General features: G+C 59.6%; 24 protein-coding genes and 1 pseudogene. 4 read left to right on the top strand and 21 right to left on the bottom strand.

Annotated elements, in window-relative coordinates:
* Positions 1-2 precede the first annotated feature (2 nt).
* A complete protein-coding gene (locus ABZN20_RS10050; RefSeq protein ID WP_218807736.1) occupies positions 3-605 on the top strand; it encodes a PqiC family protein in 603 nt (200 codons plus the stop codon).
* 6 nt (positions 606-611) lie between these two features.
* Positions 612-1,661, top strand: coding sequence for an AI-2E family transporter (locus ABZN20_RS10055; protein ID WP_367025153.1), 1,050 nt, complete (start codon positions 612-614; stop codon positions 1,659-1,661).
* Here the strand turns inward: ABZN20_RS10055 and ABZN20_RS10060 are convergent.
* Positions 1,658-2,404 (bottom strand): potassium channel family protein, encoded by a 747-nt coding sequence (locus ABZN20_RS10060; protein WP_367025154.1) that lies wholly within the window; start codon positions 2,402-2,404, stop codon positions 1,658-1,660. The two genes, ABZN20_RS10055 and ABZN20_RS10060, sit on opposite strands and share 4 nt — an antisense overlap.
* Positions 2,405-2,569: 165 nt before the next feature.
* Here ABZN20_RS10060 and ABZN20_RS10065 point away from each other — a divergent pair, with 165 nt between their 5' ends.
* Positions 2,570-2,719 (top strand): hypothetical protein, encoded by a 150-nt coding sequence (locus tag ABZN20_RS10065; protein ID WP_218807739.1) that lies wholly within the window; start codon positions 2,570-2,572, stop codon positions 2,717-2,719.
* 97 nt (positions 2,720-2,816) lie between these two features.
* On the opposite strand, the gene ABZN20_RS10070 is transcribed toward ABZN20_RS10065, so the two are convergent.
* From ABZN20_RS10070 to ABZN20_RS10135, 14 genes and pseudogenes are all read right to left on the bottom strand, one after another.
* A complete protein-coding gene (locus ABZN20_RS10070; protein WP_218807740.1) occupies positions 2,817-3,041 on the bottom strand; it encodes a hypothetical protein in 225 nt (74 codons plus the stop codon).
* Between the two features lie 161 nt (positions 3,042-3,202).
* Positions 3,203-3,532 (bottom strand): hypothetical protein, encoded by a 330-nt coding sequence (locus ABZN20_RS10075; RefSeq protein ID WP_367025155.1) that lies wholly within the window; start codon positions 3,530-3,532, stop codon positions 3,203-3,205.
* Between the two features lie 612 nt (positions 3,533-4,144).
* The gene (locus tag ABZN20_RS10080) at positions 4,145-4,483 is read right to left on the bottom strand and encodes a hypothetical protein (protein ID WP_218807742.1); all 339 of its coding nucleotides are present in this window, start codon (positions 4,481-4,483) and stop codon (positions 4,145-4,147) included.
* A 1,343-nt stretch (positions 4,484-5,826) separates the two neighbouring features.
* Positions 5,827-6,222: pseudogene (locus ABZN20_RS10085) on the bottom strand (transposase); the annotation flags it as partial.
* The gene (locus ABZN20_RS10090) at positions 6,123-7,178 is read right to left on the bottom strand and encodes a transposase (RefSeq protein WP_367025156.1); all 1,056 of its coding nucleotides are present in this window, start codon (positions 7,176-7,178) and stop codon (positions 6,123-6,125) included. The pseudogene ABZN20_RS10085 and the gene ABZN20_RS10090, both read right to left, overlap by 100 nt.
* Positions 7,179-7,695: 517 nt before the next feature.
* Positions 7,696-8,169: a hypothetical protein gene (locus ABZN20_RS10095; protein ID WP_367025157.1), complete on the bottom strand. Its 474-nt coding sequence runs from the start codon at positions 8,167-8,169 to the stop codon at positions 7,696-7,698.
* A gap of 148 nt (positions 8,170-8,317) precedes the next feature.
* The gene (locus ABZN20_RS10100) at positions 8,318-8,593 is read right to left on the bottom strand and encodes a hypothetical protein (RefSeq protein WP_367025158.1); all 276 of its coding nucleotides are present in this window, start codon (positions 8,591-8,593) and stop codon (positions 8,318-8,320) included.
* An 88-nt stretch (positions 8,594-8,681) separates the two neighbouring features.
* Complete coding sequence (locus ABZN20_RS10105; protein ID WP_367025159.1) at positions 8,682-9,170, bottom strand: hypothetical protein; 489 nt, start codon at positions 9,168-9,170, stop codon at positions 8,682-8,684.
* Between the two features lie 301 nt (positions 9,171-9,471).
* On the bottom strand, positions 9,472-9,705 hold the full coding sequence (locus ABZN20_RS10110) for a hypothetical protein (protein ID WP_367025160.1): 234 nt from the start codon (positions 9,703-9,705) through the stop codon (positions 9,472-9,474).
* Positions 9,706-9,715: 10 nt separating this feature from the next.
* Positions 9,716-10,213: a hypothetical protein gene (locus ABZN20_RS10115; RefSeq protein WP_367025161.1), complete on the bottom strand. Its 498-nt coding sequence runs from the start codon at positions 10,211-10,213 to the stop codon at positions 9,716-9,718.
* Positions 10,214-10,303: 90 nt separating this feature from the next.
* Positions 10,304-10,711, bottom strand: a complete 408-nt coding sequence (locus tag ABZN20_RS10120; protein WP_367025162.1) for a hypothetical protein — start codon at positions 10,709-10,711, stop codon at positions 10,304-10,306.
* A gap of 9 nt (positions 10,712-10,720) precedes the next feature.
* Positions 10,721-11,146 (bottom strand): single-stranded DNA-binding protein, encoded by a 426-nt coding sequence (locus ABZN20_RS10125; RefSeq protein WP_367025163.1) that lies wholly within the window; start codon positions 11,144-11,146, stop codon positions 10,721-10,723.
* Positions 11,143-12,045: a DUF3102 domain-containing protein gene (locus ABZN20_RS10130; protein WP_367025164.1), complete on the bottom strand. Its 903-nt coding sequence runs from the start codon at positions 12,043-12,045 to the stop codon at positions 11,143-11,145. Before ABZN20_RS10130 ends, ABZN20_RS10125 begins: the two co-directional genes overlap by 4 nt.
* Before the next feature lie 8 nt (positions 12,046-12,053).
* Positions 12,054-12,605, bottom strand: a complete 552-nt coding sequence (locus tag ABZN20_RS10135; protein WP_367025165.1) for a hypothetical protein — start codon at positions 12,603-12,605, stop codon at positions 12,054-12,056.
* 401 nt (positions 12,606-13,006) lie between these two features.
* On the opposite strand from ABZN20_RS10135, the gene ABZN20_RS10140 reads away from it, so the two are divergent.
* On the top strand, positions 13,007-14,077 hold the full coding sequence (locus ABZN20_RS10140) for an IS630 family transposase (RefSeq protein WP_218806107.1): 1,071 nt from the start codon (positions 13,007-13,009) through the stop codon (positions 14,075-14,077).
* Here ABZN20_RS10140 and ABZN20_RS10145 read toward each other — a convergent pair.
* From ABZN20_RS10145 to ABZN20_RS10170, 6 genes are all read right to left on the bottom strand, one after another.
* Positions 14,061-15,503, bottom strand: coding sequence for a hypothetical protein (locus tag ABZN20_RS10145; protein WP_367025166.1), 1,443 nt, complete (start codon positions 15,501-15,503; stop codon positions 14,061-14,063). The genes ABZN20_RS10140 and ABZN20_RS10145 overlap by 17 nt on opposite strands.
* A complete protein-coding gene (locus tag ABZN20_RS10150) occupies positions 15,503-15,910 on the bottom strand; it encodes a hypothetical protein (RefSeq protein WP_367025167.1) in 408 nt (135 codons plus the stop codon). Before ABZN20_RS10150 ends, ABZN20_RS10145 begins: the two co-directional genes overlap by 1 nt.
* Positions 15,907-16,125 carry a helix-turn-helix transcriptional regulator gene (locus ABZN20_RS10155; RefSeq protein WP_367025168.1) on the bottom strand — a complete coding sequence of 73 codons (219 nt, stop codon included), beginning with the start codon at positions 16,123-16,125 and terminating at the stop codon, positions 15,907-15,909. The genes ABZN20_RS10150 and ABZN20_RS10155 overlap by 4 nt, the downstream gene beginning before the upstream one ends.
* Before the next feature lie 81 nt (positions 16,126-16,206).
* Positions 16,207-16,689 (bottom strand): hypothetical protein, encoded by a 483-nt coding sequence (locus ABZN20_RS10160; RefSeq protein ID WP_367025169.1) that lies wholly within the window; start codon positions 16,687-16,689, stop codon positions 16,207-16,209.
* 274 nt (positions 16,690-16,963) lie between these two features.
* The gene (locus ABZN20_RS10165) at positions 16,964-17,416 is read right to left on the bottom strand and encodes a hypothetical protein (protein WP_367025170.1); all 453 of its coding nucleotides are present in this window, start codon (positions 17,414-17,416) and stop codon (positions 16,964-16,966) included.
* A complete protein-coding gene (locus ABZN20_RS10170) occupies positions 17,416-17,658 on the bottom strand; it encodes a hypothetical protein (RefSeq protein ID WP_367025171.1) in 243 nt (80 codons plus the stop codon). Before ABZN20_RS10170 ends, ABZN20_RS10165 begins: the two co-directional genes overlap by 1 nt.
* Positions 17,659-17,820: the final 162 nt, after the last annotated feature.

Raw genomic sequence — 17,820 nt, forward strand, 5'->3', positions numbered from 1 at the left:
CGATGCGCCACCACCGCAAACCGGTTCCCTTCATGCTGCTCACGCTGGCCGCACTGGCTTCCGCCGGTTGCCTGCGCAGCACCGAACCGGCCAATTTCTACCAGTTGCAGCCGCTTACCGCGTCCCGACAACAGCCGGCGAACGTCAAACCCGCGGTGGTCGGCGTCGGACCGATCAAGCTGGCTTCCTATCTGGACCGGCCCCAGATTGTCGTCGCCGAAGGGCGGAACCGGCTGCAGCTCGACGAATTCCAGCGCTGGTCGGAGCCGTTGCAGGAAAATCTGACCCGGGTCCTGGCGGAAAACCTGTCCCGTCTGCATCCGGCGGACCATGTCATCATTTATCCCTGGCATCGCAACGACGCACCCGAACTGCAGCTCGAAGCCCGGATCGACCGCTTCCATACCGACGGCAGCGGCGCCAGCGTCCTGGACGTCGCCTGGGGCATCTCCAAAGGCGGCGCCACCGTCTACCGCAAACGCTCGAACTACCAAGCCTCCGCCCGGCCTGGCGACACCGAATCGCTGGTCTCGGCGCAGAGCGAACTGCTGGCCGCCTTCGCCCGAGAAGCCGGCAGCGCCATGGAAACCTTCCGCCATCCTTGACCTCTTATGCCAACTGACCGCTTTTTCGAACGCGCCATCGGCCTCATGACGGTAGGCCTCTTGATCGCCGCCTGCATCAAGATCGTCGCACCCTTCACCGGTGCCTTGATCTGGTCCACCATCATCGCCGTGGCCACCTGGCCGGTGTTCGAGCACCTGGCCCGGCGCCTGGGCGGCCGTGCCGGCGTCGCCGCCACGCTGATCACCTTCGCGATCCTCCTCGTGATCGCCATGCCGGTGGCCTTGCTGATCAACTCCCTGGCCGAGCACGTGCAGGACGTCCTGCACATTACCGAGGACGTGTCATCGCTCCGTCTTCCCGGCCCACCGGAGTGGGTGAACCGAATTCCGCTGGTCGGGCCGGAAATCGAATCGCGTTGGCTGGCGGCGGTCGAAAATCTCGAGACGACCCTGACGAAGATCCGCCCCTGGATCGGCAAGGCCGCCGCCTGGACGGTCAACCAGGGCGCCCATCTCACCTTGTCCCTGCTCGAATTCTTGCTCGCCACCGTGCTCGCCGGTTTTCTGTTCGTGCACGGGAAATCGCTCGCCGGCCTGCTCGAACGGTTCGCGTCCGCCATCGCGGGAGAAAGCGGCGCAAGCCTGGTGCACACCGCCGGACTGACGATCCGCAGCGTCACCATCGGGGTCATGGGAACGGCGTTGATCCAATCGGTGCTGACCGCACTCGGCTTGCTGGCAGCCGGCGTGCCGGGCGCGCTGCTGCTCTGGTTCGCCAGTTTCCTGCTGGCCACGCTGCAGCTCGGCACCGCGCTGGTTTGGATTCCGGCAGCGATATGGCTGGAGATTCAGGACCAGACCGGCTGGATGATTTTCCTGGTGATCTGGGGGTTGTTCGTCAACACCATCGACAATTTCATCAAGCCCTATCTGATTGCCCAAGGCAGCGGCACGCCGCTGGCGATCGTGTTCCTGGGCGTGATCGGCGGAATGCTGGCCTGGGGCTTCATCGGCATATTCATCGGCTCCACCCTCCTGGCCGTGAGCCATGCCCTGCTGAAAGCCTGGCTCGACGCCGGCGATGAGCCCAGCTAACGCAGCATCCGTCCGGCAAGAAAATTCCCGACGAGGCTGGCCACCAGAATCGTCAGGTAGAACTGCCCGCACATGACTTCGAGGACGCTCAGTATCCGGGCCAGCGGTATGACCGGTGTGATGTCGCCATAACCCAGCGTGGTGAGGGTGGCGAAGCTGAAATACAGCAGCTCGTCATAGCGCCCGTCCAGTGTTTCACCGACGTTGATCCCCTGGAAAGCGCCCGGCCTCACCATGGTCAAAAGGATGTAAAGGAAGCCCCATATGAAGCCGATCAGCAGGAAAACGCATACCGAACCCGGCAACCTGTTGATGTCGGCATCCTTCCCTCGAAACACGTGCTTGGCCGCCAGATAGCAACTCAGCACGCAGAACAGCAAAAAGACCAATACTTCCAGGACATCCAGCACCGGGGAACGGGAATTCCAGGCGAGCACCGGAAATAGCAGACTGAGCACGCCGAGCAGCAGGCCTAAGCGAAAAACGCCCCGGTTTTCCTGAAGGCTCCAAACTCCGATCAGAACCATCAGACCGAATACCGACTCCATCAGCCAATCCAAGAACTCCTGGTTCCTTGCCAGCACGGAAAATTCGCGCAGCAGGGGCCCGGCTATCAGGGTCGACACCAGACCGGTCAGCAGAAAACCGAAGTTGTTTTGCTTCAGTATCAGCCGCCGTCCCGCGTGCAGGGGTGGAAGCTGAACATGGCGGGATAGCGTGCTGCGGAGGTTGCCCGGCGTCATCTTTTTTCCTGAGAAAGCCCGCTGGCACGGGCTCCATGGCTTTTCGCAAACTTTGGGTCGGTCGGAATAATACACCGAAAAACCGGACGCACACTCAGGAGCCGCCTGTAAACAACCGGGGTAAATGCTGTAGATTGTTGCCGTCCCCTTTGTTCAGGTGCGCCGATGCTCAACTACGCTATCATCGTAACCGCCGCTCTCGCCGGCATCGTGCTGGTCGACGATGACCCGACGTCGGTATCAGTCGAGGAATGGATTCTTTTCGCAGTGATGATCTACGCGGCGTCATCTTTCATGCGGCTGTACCGGCGGTAAGCTCCTCAAAACGCGACCGCCGGAGGTGAGGCACATCGCACGACTCCCCTCAGGCTTCCGCGCCTCGAGGGTAAGGCGTCAAAACGCGCGGAGGGAACTACCGCTTTTCCAGCTCCGAGATCAGCCGCAATGCCTCCATGGCCCGCTTCATGGAGAGGGGTTCATCGATTCCCGGTTCGAACGCCATGCGGACGATGTCCCCCTTCATCGCGATCAGAGCCTCCTCGGCATTCTGGCCAACAATCCTGCCATCCGTCCCGTCTCGCCAAGCGCCGCCCTCCTCAGTCAGACCCAGCGCAAGCAGAAACTCCTCTGCATTCATATCGCTCCCCCGTTCAGGATAACGTTGGCGCCGGAACGCAATCCTTCCGGGCGATCCCATCTTATTGCGATGCGGCGCCGAAATGAAGGAAAGACGCTGGAACCAAGGCAGCGGCAGTAATTCCGGTCCGAAGGAAATCCAAGGGCTGTCGGCTCGCCGTCTCAATGCACCCGTTCCGACTGCCCGGGTGACCGCATCGCCATTACCAGCTGCGCCAGAAGGTCATTGGCTATGGCTTCCCACTTCTGGCATGCGTCAAACAGCTTGCGGATCTGACGACGGCATTCCTCCAGTTCCAGCAGCGCGGCATCGGTCTGATCCTGGGCCTTGTCGGCCAGTTCCTGGGCGCGTTTGGCTTGTTCGGTGAACACTACCAGCGAATCCATCGCGATGCTGAGCTGCTCTTGCTCTGAAACATTGGCAATCGCACCAGGGGACAACTTCAGCACATTCGCGAGGATTACGGCCGTGCTTTCGGTGCTCTCGGTCATGGCGTTTTTCTCCATTCGGACAAAACTGCGGCGGGCTCATCGATCGGCTGGATTGCCCTGATCATCGGGCAAGCAAGAATCCGTCCAGGCGGCAAACCTGCCCAAATGTCCATTCCGGTCAGATCCCACCGTGTCGACAGACCAACCAAGACGCCGAAGCGAACCTCCATTTGTCGGGTTTCCCTCATATCGGCAAAATCGGAGGAGCAAACCGCCCATGCTGGTGCTGGCCGATGCCGGGAAGCCCGACATCTGCCGGTCGCCGACCCAGTGCTCGGTGTCGTGACTTAACCGTAACCGGTGACGGCAACGCCGAGCGTCGTCAAGGAAGCCGGTTTCGGGAGCAAGGAAACCTATCGGCCGGCAAGGGGAAGCCCGGACTGGCCGGGCTACTTGAGGAATGCGTAGAACGTCTTTTTGTCAACGCCATGTAGCGAATCAAATCCTGGCTGAACGGGGCTTTAGGACAATCGACAGTGACCACACGCTTCGTTCCGGCTTCAACCTTCGACCATTTCTCATGGGAAGTCCCGGTGCGCGGCTCCGGTTGAAATCCAAGGTTCTTGAGAATAGTCTTGACTTCAGCGCATGTGAGCGGCGGATACTTGCTGCTCATGCATGGGCATTGGGCGGAATCAAAAGCATGATCGGCGTATAGGCGGTGCGGTGCAGGTGGTCGCCCCATCTCAAGACGGATTGCAGCGCGAATAGGACATAGAACGCGATCCAATCCCGGAACGGTGCGCTGCGGCTCAAGAGCTGGCCCCAATATGGCGCATCGGGGCCGATGACTGCATCCCGAATGTACTCTTTAACTTGATCGTCGAGCTTGGTTTTTGCCTCGTCGGCAGTGTCGCCCACGGCGTACAAGGTGAAATCCAGGCAGTAGGCTGCCCAATAGCCTTGTGGTTCACGCTTGACGAGATAATGCAGCTTGAGGGCTGGTTTCATGGTGACTCCTGGCGGACCTTCTCGGACGCTTACGGACTTCTGGGGATAGTAGCAGACCGCGAGGGCAATGAGGTAGTTCCGCTCGGCCTACAAGAAACCGGCCCGCTTCCGAACAACCCTGCACGCGGTCGCGTTACTCACGCCGACCTTTTTGGCGATGGCCTCGAACGTCATGCCTTGAGCCCGAAGCGCACGGATTTCACGATTGCGCCGGTCGGCCGACTTTTGGGCGATGTAGTACCGGTCGCCTCCGAACTCGGTGCGGACGTGGTCTGCCGCGGTGTAGACGCCGCATGATGATCTTCTGGCAGGTGGGTGGTCAGCTCAGCTTCGAGCTGGTCTAGCGGATTTCTGCGGACGTTAGCGGACGACGCTAGGCATGAAAAAGCCCGCGTGGTGCGGGCTTCGTGGACTTTAGCGGACTTCTGCGAACGAATCGGTGGTGCGGGAGTCGCACCCATATTTACCGCTCCATGCCATACATATCAAGGTTTCTCCGAATCGTGAAACCTCAGTTACCGTCACAGTTACCGTCAAGCTTTTGGCGGTGCCGTCCACAATCCGCCCATCTCCGCCAGCCGGTGTATGCCCTGGTGCGGGTGACGCGCCGCGGTGCGCATGATCCGGTTGTTCACTCCCTGCAGGAGGAAGTGAGTCGCCGGCCAGCTCGGCCCGGTGATCGGCAGCCGCGGCCGTCTGCATGGGCATGTCCTCGTCAGAAGGTGCTCAAGAAATGCAGAAGGTGCCCAACAAAAAACGTGGGCATCTTCTGGGTGTCGTGAGCATCTTCTGCACGGCGAGGTTGATGGCCCGCAGCGCCGCCCGCACATCTGCATACGCTACGAACCGAACGAATTGCACGAACTCAGGCGCCCGGCAAGGCTTCCAGAGCTTCGTACGCGCTACGAACCGTACGAAGTGCTGAACGTATCGTATCGCCTGTATCGTATCGCCGGCCGCCGTCCTGGTCGGTCCCCAGATTTGGGGAGCGGTCATCGACTTTGAGCTCGCCGGTTTTGGTGAGCTCAAATTTTGAGTGACGGATTCCGACAGATGCCGCCCTCCGAAAAGGTCGCCATCGCTCGGGCGCTTGAGGAGGAGATGGGGAACCGGCAGGGACAGCGGACGGATTTGGAACTTGTGGACAATTGTCCACAAGTTAAGCCTAGGAGTCTGTCGGACTATGGATTTACTCGGGTCGGGATTCTTGGAATCGAGAATTTTTCGGGGGCATTGGCGGGGTAGTCACCAGCGTTTCGCGTCGATAACTAGACCAAGATGTGCCCCGCCTCCCCCATGGCGGCGCTATTGGTGTGTAACGCTTGGTTTTTACGTGAAGCCTGTCACGCTGCCGCCAACACGTGCATCCGCCTCAGATTGAACGCCATCGCCACCAGCTTCCATTCTCCGGCCACTGCCTCCAAGCCGCGCAGAGAGAACTGGCGGAATCCCAAGACCTGTTTGATGATGCCGAACACCGGCTCCACCGTGGATTTGCGCTTGGCGTAGCGGGCCTTCCCTGCCTTCGTTTTGAGTTTCCAGGCCATCTTCTCCACGGGATCGGTGGTTTCCGGTTCCGGGGCATCCGGAGCCAGGCGTTCCGCCAGCGGCACGTGATGGCTGTCCCGTCCCATCGCGATCAGCGGTTCGATCTGCTGTTCGCAGCAGGCGTGCACGTTGCCGGCGCTGAAGTAGCCCGTGTCGGCCAGCAGGGCTTCGGGCTTCCCCAGGCTTCCGGCAGCTTCTCGATCTCGGCCAGCATCGGTTCGACCTGCTGCTTGTCGTTGGTCTGCTGACTGACGGTGGTGGCGACGATCAACATCGTCTCCACATCCACCGCAGCCTGGCTGTTATAGCCCTGGAGGAAACCCGCGTGGCTCGGCATGATGCGGGATTCCTCGTCGGTCAGATTGATCTGGTCGCTGGCCTTCGGCCCGGTTTCCGGCGGCTTCGGCTCCTGCCCACGTGGCTTCTTGCCCGCCTGCCGCTGGCCTTCGCGACGGGCTACCTTGGCTTCATAGTCCTGCTGCGCCCGGGCATCGCGCTCCGCGACCCGCTCCACGATCTTGGCCTTCGCCTCCGCCAGGGCCTTCAGCCGATCCTGCCGCCGCGCCAACTCCTCTGGCAGGTCGATGCCGTCCGGCTCCTCCGCCCCGTCGGCCTCCGCCGCCTTCTGCAACAAGGCCTGCACCTCCTCCCGCAACTGCGCTTCCAACTTCTCGATGTGGCCATGAGACAAGGCCTTGTGCTTGGAGGCGTTGGCCTTAATCTTGGTCCCGTCCAGGGAAATCTGCCCGAGCCTCACCAGCTTCATCGCCTGCGCCAGGCTCAAGACCTGAACGAACAGGTCCTCCAGCTCCCCCAGAAAGGTCTTGCGAAAGTGGGCCAGGGTGTCATGATCGGGATGGGTTTCCGCCGACAGAAAGCGGAAGGCCACCGAATCGTAGGTGGCCCGCTCAATCTTGCGGCTGGAGAACACCCCGGTGGCATAACCATAAACCAGCAGGGCCAGTAGTACCGACGGATGGTGCGCCGCCGACCCGCGCCCCGAGTAGCGGCTCGTCAGTCGACTTAAATCCAGCTGATCGATGACCTCGACGAGGAACCGTGCCAGGTGGTTGGCTGGCAGCCATTCGTCAACCGAGGGCGGTAGCAGATACTGCTGGTGGCGATTGACGGGGATGAAGCGGCTCATCGGGTCTCACCTTGTCGCGATCTATCCGGAATAGGCCGCTATGTTAACGGAAACAGCGGACTTCCGCCCCTCCAATCCGGTTCGAACCAGAACCGGAAAGTCCGACAGACTCCTAGTCAGAAATCCCGCGAGATAGCCGCCGAGAAAGCGGGCTTCGGAAGTGACATGACCTACCGACGCGCCAAGCGTGTCGTCGACCACGGAGCGGAGGAGCTGGTCGAGGCATAGATGTCCCGTCCTACCTTGATCCAGTCGGATCGCAAAGCCTCCATGTCACAGTTGGGGCGATGGCTCGGCCTCTTAGGCTGGTAGAACAGACCAGCCCCGGTCAACCCATCAAATACAGCTCCCCAAAAGCGCTTGGTGTGCTGCTTATTCATTTCGGTGCCTGCGGTTTCATGGGTGCCTATACGGACGTTCGCGGACGCTTACGGACTTCTATGGATAGTAGCAGACCGCGAAGGCGATGCGATAGTTCCGGCCGGCTTCGATGGCGTTCAGCAGGTCGGGCAGGCGCTCACTTGCCGGCGGCCAGCTCTGACAGCGCCTCGTACACCAGCGCCCGCAGTTCCTTCTCAATCTCCTGGACGGTGGACAGCCCAGCTACGGCCACGGCTCCGCGACCGGGGAGGTTCAGCAGCTTCGCGCGGATATTCGCGGCCTGATTGCACCACTCCGATTTCACAACGTCAACCGGAATCAGGCTCTTGCGTTTCACATCTTCTTCCATCGCAGCGATGTTGGCCTGGTGGTGGGCTAGGCGAGCGCGTTCGTGCTCGAGGTTGTGCTCCCGGCCGTACTCGGCGGCGATCCGTGCCCGGAGCCACTCGCCGACCGCTCCGGGCGGGAACTTGCGGGTCACGGGGTCTTGCGGCGGCGGATCATCTTCGCGGAGCATCTGCCTCACCCGGCGGGCAGATACGCCGATGATGGCGCCCAGCTCAGCGGCGGTAAGGTGTTCTGGTGGTGGGTCGTCTTGCGGCTGGAGCATAGGAAATAGCCATCAGGCTTGAAAATGGCTGAAATCCAGTAATGGCGCGGGTTTGGGCGGTTAGGTAGGAAATCTAGTAGCAACTAGCGACTAGGCAAACCGGGCGAGTTTGCCCACCCGTCTGACATAGGACGCGGGGAAGGACCCGTCAAGGCAGGAAGCCAGCTCGTTGCCGGACGATGCCGTTCTGGGGCAGGTTCAGCAGCCGGCAGGCATAGGACACGCTGTAGCCGGCGTCGACCAGCTCCTTGAGCCTGGCGGACTCCTGCTCGGTGATGCGCCGTGGTATCAGCACGCGCTTGCCCTGGTGGGTCGCCCTGAACGACTCGAATATCCGCTCGGCCTGGTGGTGAAGCGCCGGGTGGCCGACCAGCAGGCCGAGTAGCTGGTGTTGCAGGTTGTCGAAGGGGCTGGTGTCGGTCATGTGATGGCCTCCAACATGAGGCAGTAGAACACAAGGAGGATAACCGCGAAGATCATGCAGTCTGCGACTCGGGACAGTGTTTCGTTACTCATGCCCGGCAGCAAACCCAGTCCGGGCAGGGGTACGGCTCGCTCTTGCCCATGTGGAGGCGCACGCCAGATGCTGAGCACGGCGTGAACGTCTTGCCGTCCAGCGTTCGGATTTTGCCGTCCGGGTGGATGCGTGATCCTGGCGGGGCCTGGAAGATGCCGGCAGGAAGTCGCGGTGATTCAGCGCGGGGTGCGGGTGGCTGATACGTGGCCGCGGGCGTTGGTGGCGCTGGCGGGCGCATGGCGCTATCCATAATGGCTACTGCTCCGGCAAGGGCAGTGGCGTTCATGGGGCTGGGAACGGCGGGAGTCTCGTACGCCGGCCTTGTTGCGGCCTCGATTTGGCGAGCCAGTATGGTTTCAACCTCGGCGTCAATCGCCGATTGTGGCGTTTGCATCAGCGTGCCGCGGGCCAAATGCTCGGCTACGACTTCGGTGGAAATGCGACTGCGCAAGCTGGATTTTTCATACTCGCTTAGATTTGACATGGGTTTTCTCCTGAAAAGGTGCCTTGACCGCGAGGTACAGCGCTGGGCCAGCGCACGGCCAAGGCTTGCCCGAATGGTTAATCGATGGTAATGAATGCGCCGCCTACGATTTGCCGCTCCGCGTGGCTCATGTGTCTGAACAAAACCCGGACCTTTGCGCCGCTCAAGTCCGTGTACAAAATTCCGACTTCGCAGCCGCGATCTCGCAGCCTTTCACCTAGAGACCTAATTGCATCAATCCGGCTCATCGGCCGATCTTCTGCGACGAAGTAGTTACCGACTTCCGGGGAGTTAAGCCCGCTCATGTCCGTCTCTCCAAAACGTGGTTCAGCAGTTTGTCGCGCTCGATGCCGAGAGTTTCCAACTCATCGTCGGTCATGTCGGCAAACAGCAGCTTGATGTTCTCGCTGCCTTCGCTCCAGGTTATGCCCTGGTGTTTATGGCGGTGCGGATTGTCTTTTCGTGATACCTCGGCAACAGCCTGTGCGCGGCTGGTTGCGAGGATCGCGTCTTCGAATACTTGGATTTCGTTCATGGGTTTTCCTTCAGAGAAATACCTGGATGCCGGCGGATGACAGCTCGTTGACGATGGTCTGTTGCTGGTCTTTTAGCTCGGTGATTTCTGCGTCGATCTGGGCCAGCTTTTCCTGGCGATCGGCGTGATTCAGGCCGGTTTCCTCGCCTGAGTAAATCGGGTCATCCTTCAAAACATCGTGCAAGCGCTCCTCGAGGAGTGGGCGTAAAAGCCAGATGACTGCTCGAGAATCGGCCTCTAGGCGCGGCCCGGCTGGGTGAAGCAATCTTCCGACGCCGGTGCTTCGCGGGGACTTGGCAGACTGGAATTGATTCAGTATCGAACCAGCGTACTCTCTGGCCTGCCGGTCAAGGTCCGCCAGGATTTCGGCCATAACCTCATCCTTTGGCCTTGGTGCCATTTCGACTTGGTGCCGCTCAATCTGTTTTTGCTCGATTCGCTTGGCGATTGCTTCGAGGTTTTGTCGAAGCTGTATTGCCATTTCGGCAATCGTTGGGCTTTTTGCCATGTTGTGCTCCTGAGTTGGTGGCGGAAATATCAGGCTCACATAATATTTGATGCGCAAAGTTAAATCACTGCCAGATAACAGTATGTTATGTCAGTCAGAATTCCCCGATATAAGCCGGTAAATCTGCCGCTCCGACCGTGGAACACCTCCGAATCGCTTGGCCTCATAAAGCGCTCGGACAGCCGGAGCCGCGTCTCCAGATAACGGTGGCCAGTCAGACCAATCGAGTTGCTCGAGCAAAAGAGAAAGTGCCGATGCCTGTTTCCAGGTCGAGCGTTCGCCGGTCAGACGGGCGGCTTCGCGGAGTTGCCTGGCTTTGATGGCTTTGCGGACAGATAGCGAAACTCCGAAGGCATGGGCGAGGTCAGCTTCTCCGGCCAGCGCCCGTGCGAAAGCATCCGATAACCATGCGATGGTGGCCGGTTTCAGTGGCCGCCGGCCTCGGGATTCGATGACTTCAAGGACTACATCAAGCGATGATGTTGTTTGGGCCGTCATGGGTGGTCCTCAGGCAAAAGGAATTTCGTCATCGAACGGCATGTCGTCTGCCTGGTGCGCTGGCGCAGCTCGGCCGTATGCCTGTCTGGCATCGAACTCCCTCCCGTCCGTCCGGGCCTGCCTCGGCTGCCTGGGCCGGGGCTTCGGCTTCAGCGCGATGACGCTGTTCGCCACAACGTCCAACGATGCGCGGTATTCGTCGCCCTTTTGGTAGACGGTCAGCTTGCACTTGCCCTGGACTGAGACGGCATCGCCGGCCCGGAGCCGCAGCAGCTCTTGCTGGCCTTCGTCTGTAAAGCAGATGATGCTGGCCCACACGGTCTCGCCGTCGCTCTGAACTTTGAGGTTCGCGGTGGTGAAGACCCTGCCCGTCTGGCTGGTGCGCTGGATTGGGTCGCGGTGCAGCTCGCCTTGAGCGAGTACGTAAATGGTCATTGCATCGCCCTCATCTTGCGGTCTTCTTCGAGAACGATGGCGTTAAAGATGATGTCGGCGGTGTCCATGTCCACCTCGGCCCGGTCGCGGTCAAGGCCGATAGCAACTCTTGCGTCGTTGAAGGCTCGGGCTATCCATTTAACGAAATCGCAGCCGCTAGCTCTTATGGCACCCATGTCAACGGTCTCGCGGCTTCGCCACATTCGCGCCAAGCCATTGAGCGCCGGCACGGCGTGACTCATGCCTTCGCGGTCGGCAAGCCTAATTGCGCTATCGATTGAGTTCGCAGTGACGGCAGCCACAAGCGAATCAACATAGCCGCGATACGTCGCCACGAACGCGATGGGGTCGGTGGCGTCGATTTCGTCCATCTCACTCCATGTGGTGGACCTCACGGGCGGACGCGGGCTTACGATCAAGTCGATTTCGTAGTGGTCGAAGCCGGTGGTCCGCTCGATTTCGTCATTCGTCTTGCCGTACGCGAACAGCAGCCAGACCAACGCCGCCTCGATGTCGGGCCATTTAGCCAGGTCTCGGATATCCTCGGCGGGCTGTGACAATATCGGCCTTGGTGTCGGCGCGGAGGTTACCTCGGGCTTGGGTTGGGACAACTCTTTGAGTGCTCGGCGTAGAGGCAAATCGGCAACGCGTTGCCATTTTGACGGGTCGGCTTTGGCTAGCTGCATGTAGCCTCTGGCTGTTCGCTCGCTCATCTCGAAGTTCTCGGTCAGCCACGGGAGCCACGCGCCATGAGGGAGTTGCTCCTTGGCTTGGACCAGTAGCTTTCCAGCCTCGCGGGCGTGGCCTACGGCATCAATCGCGGCGGTCACTGCGGCGATGTGGTGGACGCGGATTTCTGACGCCAGGGTTGTAAGGTTAGTTGTGATGATGTCGTTCATGTTGGTTCCTATTTGGTGATGGCCGTCTGGCCGTTGGTGCTGGTGTTCGCGGCTGGTGCCCACTGGTTGCATGGCTTCGGGTCCGAATCCCAGAATGCGCCGCAAGCCGGGTAGTCCTCGCGCCCTGCGCCGCAAGTCACAAGGGCGGTGTGCTGCGTGGGTTGGGCATGCCGGCAATCGGAGCACGTCTTCGGCGTGTCGAGCCTCCACCACGACGCATCCGTCAGCCGGGATACCTGCTCGTCGAAGCGTTCCTCGTCGAAGCGCTGCTCAGGAATTTCAAGATCGAGCCGGACGCAGCCTGATTTCGCGAACGTGGCCTCGATGCGGACCAAGACCGGCGGGCCGACGACCGATGCGGCGTCGAAGGATGCGCGGGAAACGCCCTCATCGGTCGCGGCGAGGATGCGCATAATCTCGGATTTGTTCTCCTTCAGCCTTTGAATCTCTGATTGCTTCAGCGGTCCCGCGATGTGCAAGAAATCGCCGTCAGCTTCAAGCGTCACGCCGCGGTCCAGCAGCTCGGAGATAAACGCGGCGAGGTCGGATAGGGTCTTCACAGGGTCGCCCTCACGTCGCTGGTGGGATCATCCTCATTTACACAAGGTCCGCTAGAAGCGCCGTATCCGCCGGAAGTGCCGGAACCAGCGTCATTGCTGGGTTTTTGGTACGGCACATCCGAATTGCTATCTGCCGTACCACGGCACTTATCTGCCGTACCTTCGCTATGTGCCGTCGCATCTGCCGTACCGAAACCCTTAGTTTCCGGGGCTTCCGGCGGATACGGCGGATACGGCGCTTGTTTCGGAGCTTGCGTAATTGTGTAGATGCGGTTTCCGTTTCCGTCCTTGGACAGCGTTACGGTGATGCCTATGCGCCGTAGGCTCGGAGCTAGTGTCTAATTGCATTATTAAGCGACTGTAATATCATGTCTCCGTTACCCACAGGAACGGAGGGAAGGATGGCGCGAGTTGCCATATCGGTGAGTTGTACGGACCAAGACCGGCGTGAGTTGGAGCGTTTGAGCAATAGCCGCACCGAGGAGGCTCGTCTGGTCGAACGCGCCAAGATTGTCATGGGCTGTCTGGCGGGCAAGCGCAATGACGAAATTGCTGCTGAACTCGGTATCCGGCCCGGCACGGTCGGTGTCTGGCGCAGGCGCTTTGCGGCTGAAGGGTTGAAAGGACTGCGTGATCGAAAAAGACCGGGCAAGCCTCCGCGGTACCCGCCGTCCGAGTTGCGCAATCGATTGCTTGCGCAGATTGAACAGCCGCCGCCGGCCGGACAGGCGACGTGGGATGGCGGGTCGTTGTCGAAAGCCTTGGGGGTTTCCGATGATGCCGTCTGGCGTCTGTTGCGCAAAGAAGGCATCCAACTCCAGCGGCATCGCTCGTGGTGCGTCAGCACGGACCCTCAGTTTGCCATCAAGTCGGCCGACATTATCGGGCTGTACCTGAATCCGCCGCAAAATGCGTTGGTCATTTCCGTTGATGAAAAGCCTTCCATTCAGGCGCTGGAAAGGGCCAGCGGTTTCGTCTTTACCAGCAGCGGCAAGCTGGTTCGTGGATTGAAAAGCACCTATAAGCGCCATGGCACGATCAATCTTTTTGCGGCCTTGAATGTGGCGACCGGTACCATTCAGTCCAAAACCACCACGACCAAGAAGCGTCCTGACTTTCAGGCCTTTCTCGATGAGGTGGTCGCCGATGTTCCGGCTGATCGGGAAATTCATGTGATTCTCGACAACTATTGCACTCACAAGAAGAACGATGACTGGTTGGCCGCCCATCCCAACGTGCACTTTCACTTCACGCCCACTTCAGCCAGTTGGTTGAACCAAGTGGAAATCTGGTTTGGCATCATGACCCGCAAGGCCTTACGTGGGGCCAGTTTCAACAGCATCGACCAACTGGCGCAGGCGATCAACGATTTCATCGCCGCCTACAACGACAAGGCCGCCCCATTCGTCTGGCGCAAGCGGGAAGTCAAAGGCTCCCAGCTGCGCAATACTATCGCTAATTTACGCAATTAAACACTAGCCGCTTGATAGCATTGGTGGCCCCCTTCGGCGTTATGGGCCATGCTTTGGACTTGGCCTGGTTGCCAGCGTACTCGGACAGGTCGCGGTGCAGCGCTGTGGAATTTCCAGCCCATCGGCCGCTGCTGGCGTTTAGCAAAAGGATCAGCGCAGAACCCACTGGGCTGGCCTCGATGCCGGCCTCGACGGCCTCGTCCTGGTTTTGGGTGTACGCGGACATGAACTCTCCATCCCAGCCAAAAGCCACCCCCGCAGCTACTGACCACAGGGCAAAGTCGGCCATGCGCGGTTTTTCGGAAATGTGAATCCTGTAGTGACCACGGATCGCGGCGGATACGCCGTTCAGCAGCGCCCCGAAGATGCTAGGACGTGCCAGCTCGAAGTCGTGCCAAAAGCGTTTTTCGTCCTGGCGGTCGGTTGCCTGGATGATCGGCAGGTTTAGGATGATGGATCGCTCGGCCAGGTCGGGCCGGGTGGCTATGTCGTCGATGCCGTTTGCGATGATCGGGCGCTGAATCTCTACCAGCACTTGCTCCAAATTGCTGTAGAGCTGCCTACAATCAATACCGCCTCCGGTACTCAGACGACACAGGCAGTCGGAAAGCTCCGGGTTGAGCCCGGACAGGTTATCGAGCACTACGCAATGGTTATTTGCGGCCGACACCAGCAAGTCACGGACTTCCCGCGGCGGGCTCCGGAGCGGAACCGTGGACGGATCGCATAGGCTGCGGATGACACGGCTGGTGGTGGACTTACCGGTGCCCTGCTCGCCCTGCAAAACAAGCACTGGATATGGCTTAGCGCCGCTCAGTGCCGCTACCAGCCAGGCGACGACCAGCGGGAACTCCTTGGGATCGATGTTGATAAATTCGCTGAGATGTTCCACGCCGCCCTTGTCGGTGGGGGCGGGCAGTGCGGCCATGCCGTTGCGGCGGATGAAGTAGACGGGCGACTTGTCCAACACTTCCCAGCCTTCCTCCGTCACCTCGATCACGCGCCATTGGTCGTCACACAGATCGATGATGACGCGATCCGCCAGGTGGGCGACACGAATATAGACCTGGACCGGCTTTCCGATGTGCTTGGCGCGGGCCTCGATCGTGTTCAGCGCGTCGGAAATGGAGTTGTTGTTGCAGCCCTTGCCTTCCGATTTATAAAAGGTGTCGGACAGCCACTCTTTGAAGTTTTTGCTCCGCACCGGCCACACCTCGCGGTGCTCGTCGCGGTCGATCAGCGCGTAAACGGCACCATCCTGGTCGTGCACATAATCAAGAATCGACGACAGCTCGATCAGGGTTGTGGCCTGCGACTTCTTGGTGCGGTCGTCGGTCTTTGGGCTTGAAGTCTTTGGTGTATCGCCCAGATCGACGTGGATGGTTGAGGGGTTTTCCGGGTCAGGGGTGAATGTCGCGTCGACCATCAGCTTACCCTCCTTGCAAAGGTTGCCAGGTCCGTGACGACGCGCGGCAGCCCAGCAGCCAGCAGCGCCACGGCCAGCGCCTTGGTTTCGTCACTGGTCAGCGTGCCATCGACGTCGATCAGCAAGCCATCAGCCCAGCCAGAAAGGTCTGGCCAGCGGTACAAGCTCGGATCGGGATCTGGCAGCAAAATCGCATTCGTGGTGCCGCCGCGATCGAACAGAGACCATCCGCTCTTGCCGGTGATCACCAGCAGCGTACGGTCCGGTCGGGGCCTGAGCTGCCGGGCGAACGGAGGCAGCCGAAGGGCTTGCGAAAAGGCCGGGCCTTGTGAAATACTGGCGGCGGAATTGCTTTTCTGAGCCGCTTCCCGGTGCCAGCCGGGGGCGGCTTTTTGCTGTGTGGTCATTTATTGGCGACTCCAGCATTGTACTGGTTGTATATCCAATCTCTTAAATCTGCGGCGCGATACCTCACGGCGCCGCCTATTTTCATAAACGGCGGGCCTTTTCGGGCCACGCGCCAAGAATTCAATGTAGACCGGCTCATCCGAAGTATTGCCGCGGCCTCGTGATCTAAAAGGAGCGCGTCATTTGGGAGTGATCCGATGTCTTCTGTGCTCATGTTTTTCCCCGATTCTTAAGCGGTGGCCATGATTAAATCAGATGAATAAAAGGGTACGGAATCTCCCAGAGTTCAGGTACCCTAGCGCTTTCCTCGCAAAGCCTTCCTGAGATACTTAGGCGTAGCCTTCGCCCATGCCGGCAACACCTTGGCAAACGCCACAAAGAAATTCGATTCGTCATCGTCTGACTTAGGGTCGGTTTTTCTCAGCCCGGCGACAAACATTCCCATGCTCTGAGCCAGCCGAATGCGCTGCTGGTGCGCCAGCTCGCTCTTTGCTACCGCGCCCTGCCACGGCCCGCCTTTCGCGTTGTTGTCAAAGCTCAGTGCCGCCAGGCCCTCGGCTTTCGTGTCGGCTTCCAGAAGTTGGACGAAATGCTTGTGCAAATCATCGAGCAGATACGGCGGCGGTGAATATCCCTTGTTCCGGCAAACCACGTATGCGCCGGCCAATAGCACGAATAATCCGCTTTCCCTGTAAGCTCGATAATACAGATCGAACGTGCTATACCATGCCTTTTGACCGCTTGCGGTTAGGACATAGAAACCGTCTTCGTCGTCCATATAGCCCCCTTTCTCGGGCAGCCTTTCATAGTAGGAGCCACGCCAGCGGGTGAAAGGTGTCCCGTTTTCGGCCCGTCGGCCTAGGCGCGGCCTAACTCGTTGTCAGCTCTGCCGCTTGCTCCACCGCTTCTTGGGTCGCCGGTTTTGACGTGACGGTTTCTGGTGCGGGTCGATTGGCTTGCTCATAGCGCCCCCGCGATCAGCTCGGCCACGGCCTGGACCAGCCGGTCGGCTCCAAGGGCGGCAAATATTAACAGTAGGTATTCGGATGCGTTCATTCCAACGTCTCCAGTTGACCGTTATCAATCAGCCTGCCGCGGATACCGATTGATAACTCCTCGAGGTTATCCCAAATTCTGCTGGCTTGGTCCCGCAGCAGCTCAGCGATGTCATTTATAATTGCCTCGTCGATTTTGCTTTCATTGGCGCAATCGACCGCAATAATCGCACTCAGCGCCGAATACAGCAGCCGGCAATCCCGCATGCAGGTTTCCAGCTTATCCAGGTCGGCACGGGTAATTGGCAGAGGCGGGGTATCTGGCGAGGATAGCGGCTCGCCGATGTGGAGCCTCATGTCGTTGACGATATGACCCAGAGCGACAACCTTATGGCGCAAACCGGCCTTTACCGGGTCGGCCTCGGTATCGGAAGTTTCCGCAATCGCAAGTATTTCAGTTGCCGATGTAACTGCTCGGTCGGCGATTTCGTGGAAGGTATCGGCGCTCATTACCTGCCCTCCACGCCAGCAGCCAGGGTATTGGCTATTTCGTCCAGCTGGATGGCGATGTCGGCCAACATATTCGCGATGTCGCCAATGCGCTCTGGCGAATCGCTGCCTTCGCCGATTTTGTTTGCCGCGCAATACAGCATGGCGGATACGCCATCGACGGCGATCAGCAATCGAGCCAGTTTTTCGGTTGTGGGGTTTTCGTTGCCCTGAGTCGGGCGGATGAGGGCGTTACGGGCCATGATGGCCTCCTACATGTTTCTTAGTTGGCACCCATCGAATGAAGGGTGTCGGGAGGCTAAGAACCGCACATAGACGGCGGGCGGTATTATCCCGAAGGACTATTTCCGCCCCCTCCCGACGTTGAAATCGGGCGGAGTGCGCCTGTATGACAGGCAAAAGAA

The organism is Methylococcus sp. ANG (genome assembly GCF_040730495.1).
In the GTDB taxonomy this organism is placed as follows: Bacteria; Pseudomonadota; Gammaproteobacteria; order Methylococcales; family Methylococcaceae; genus Methylococcus.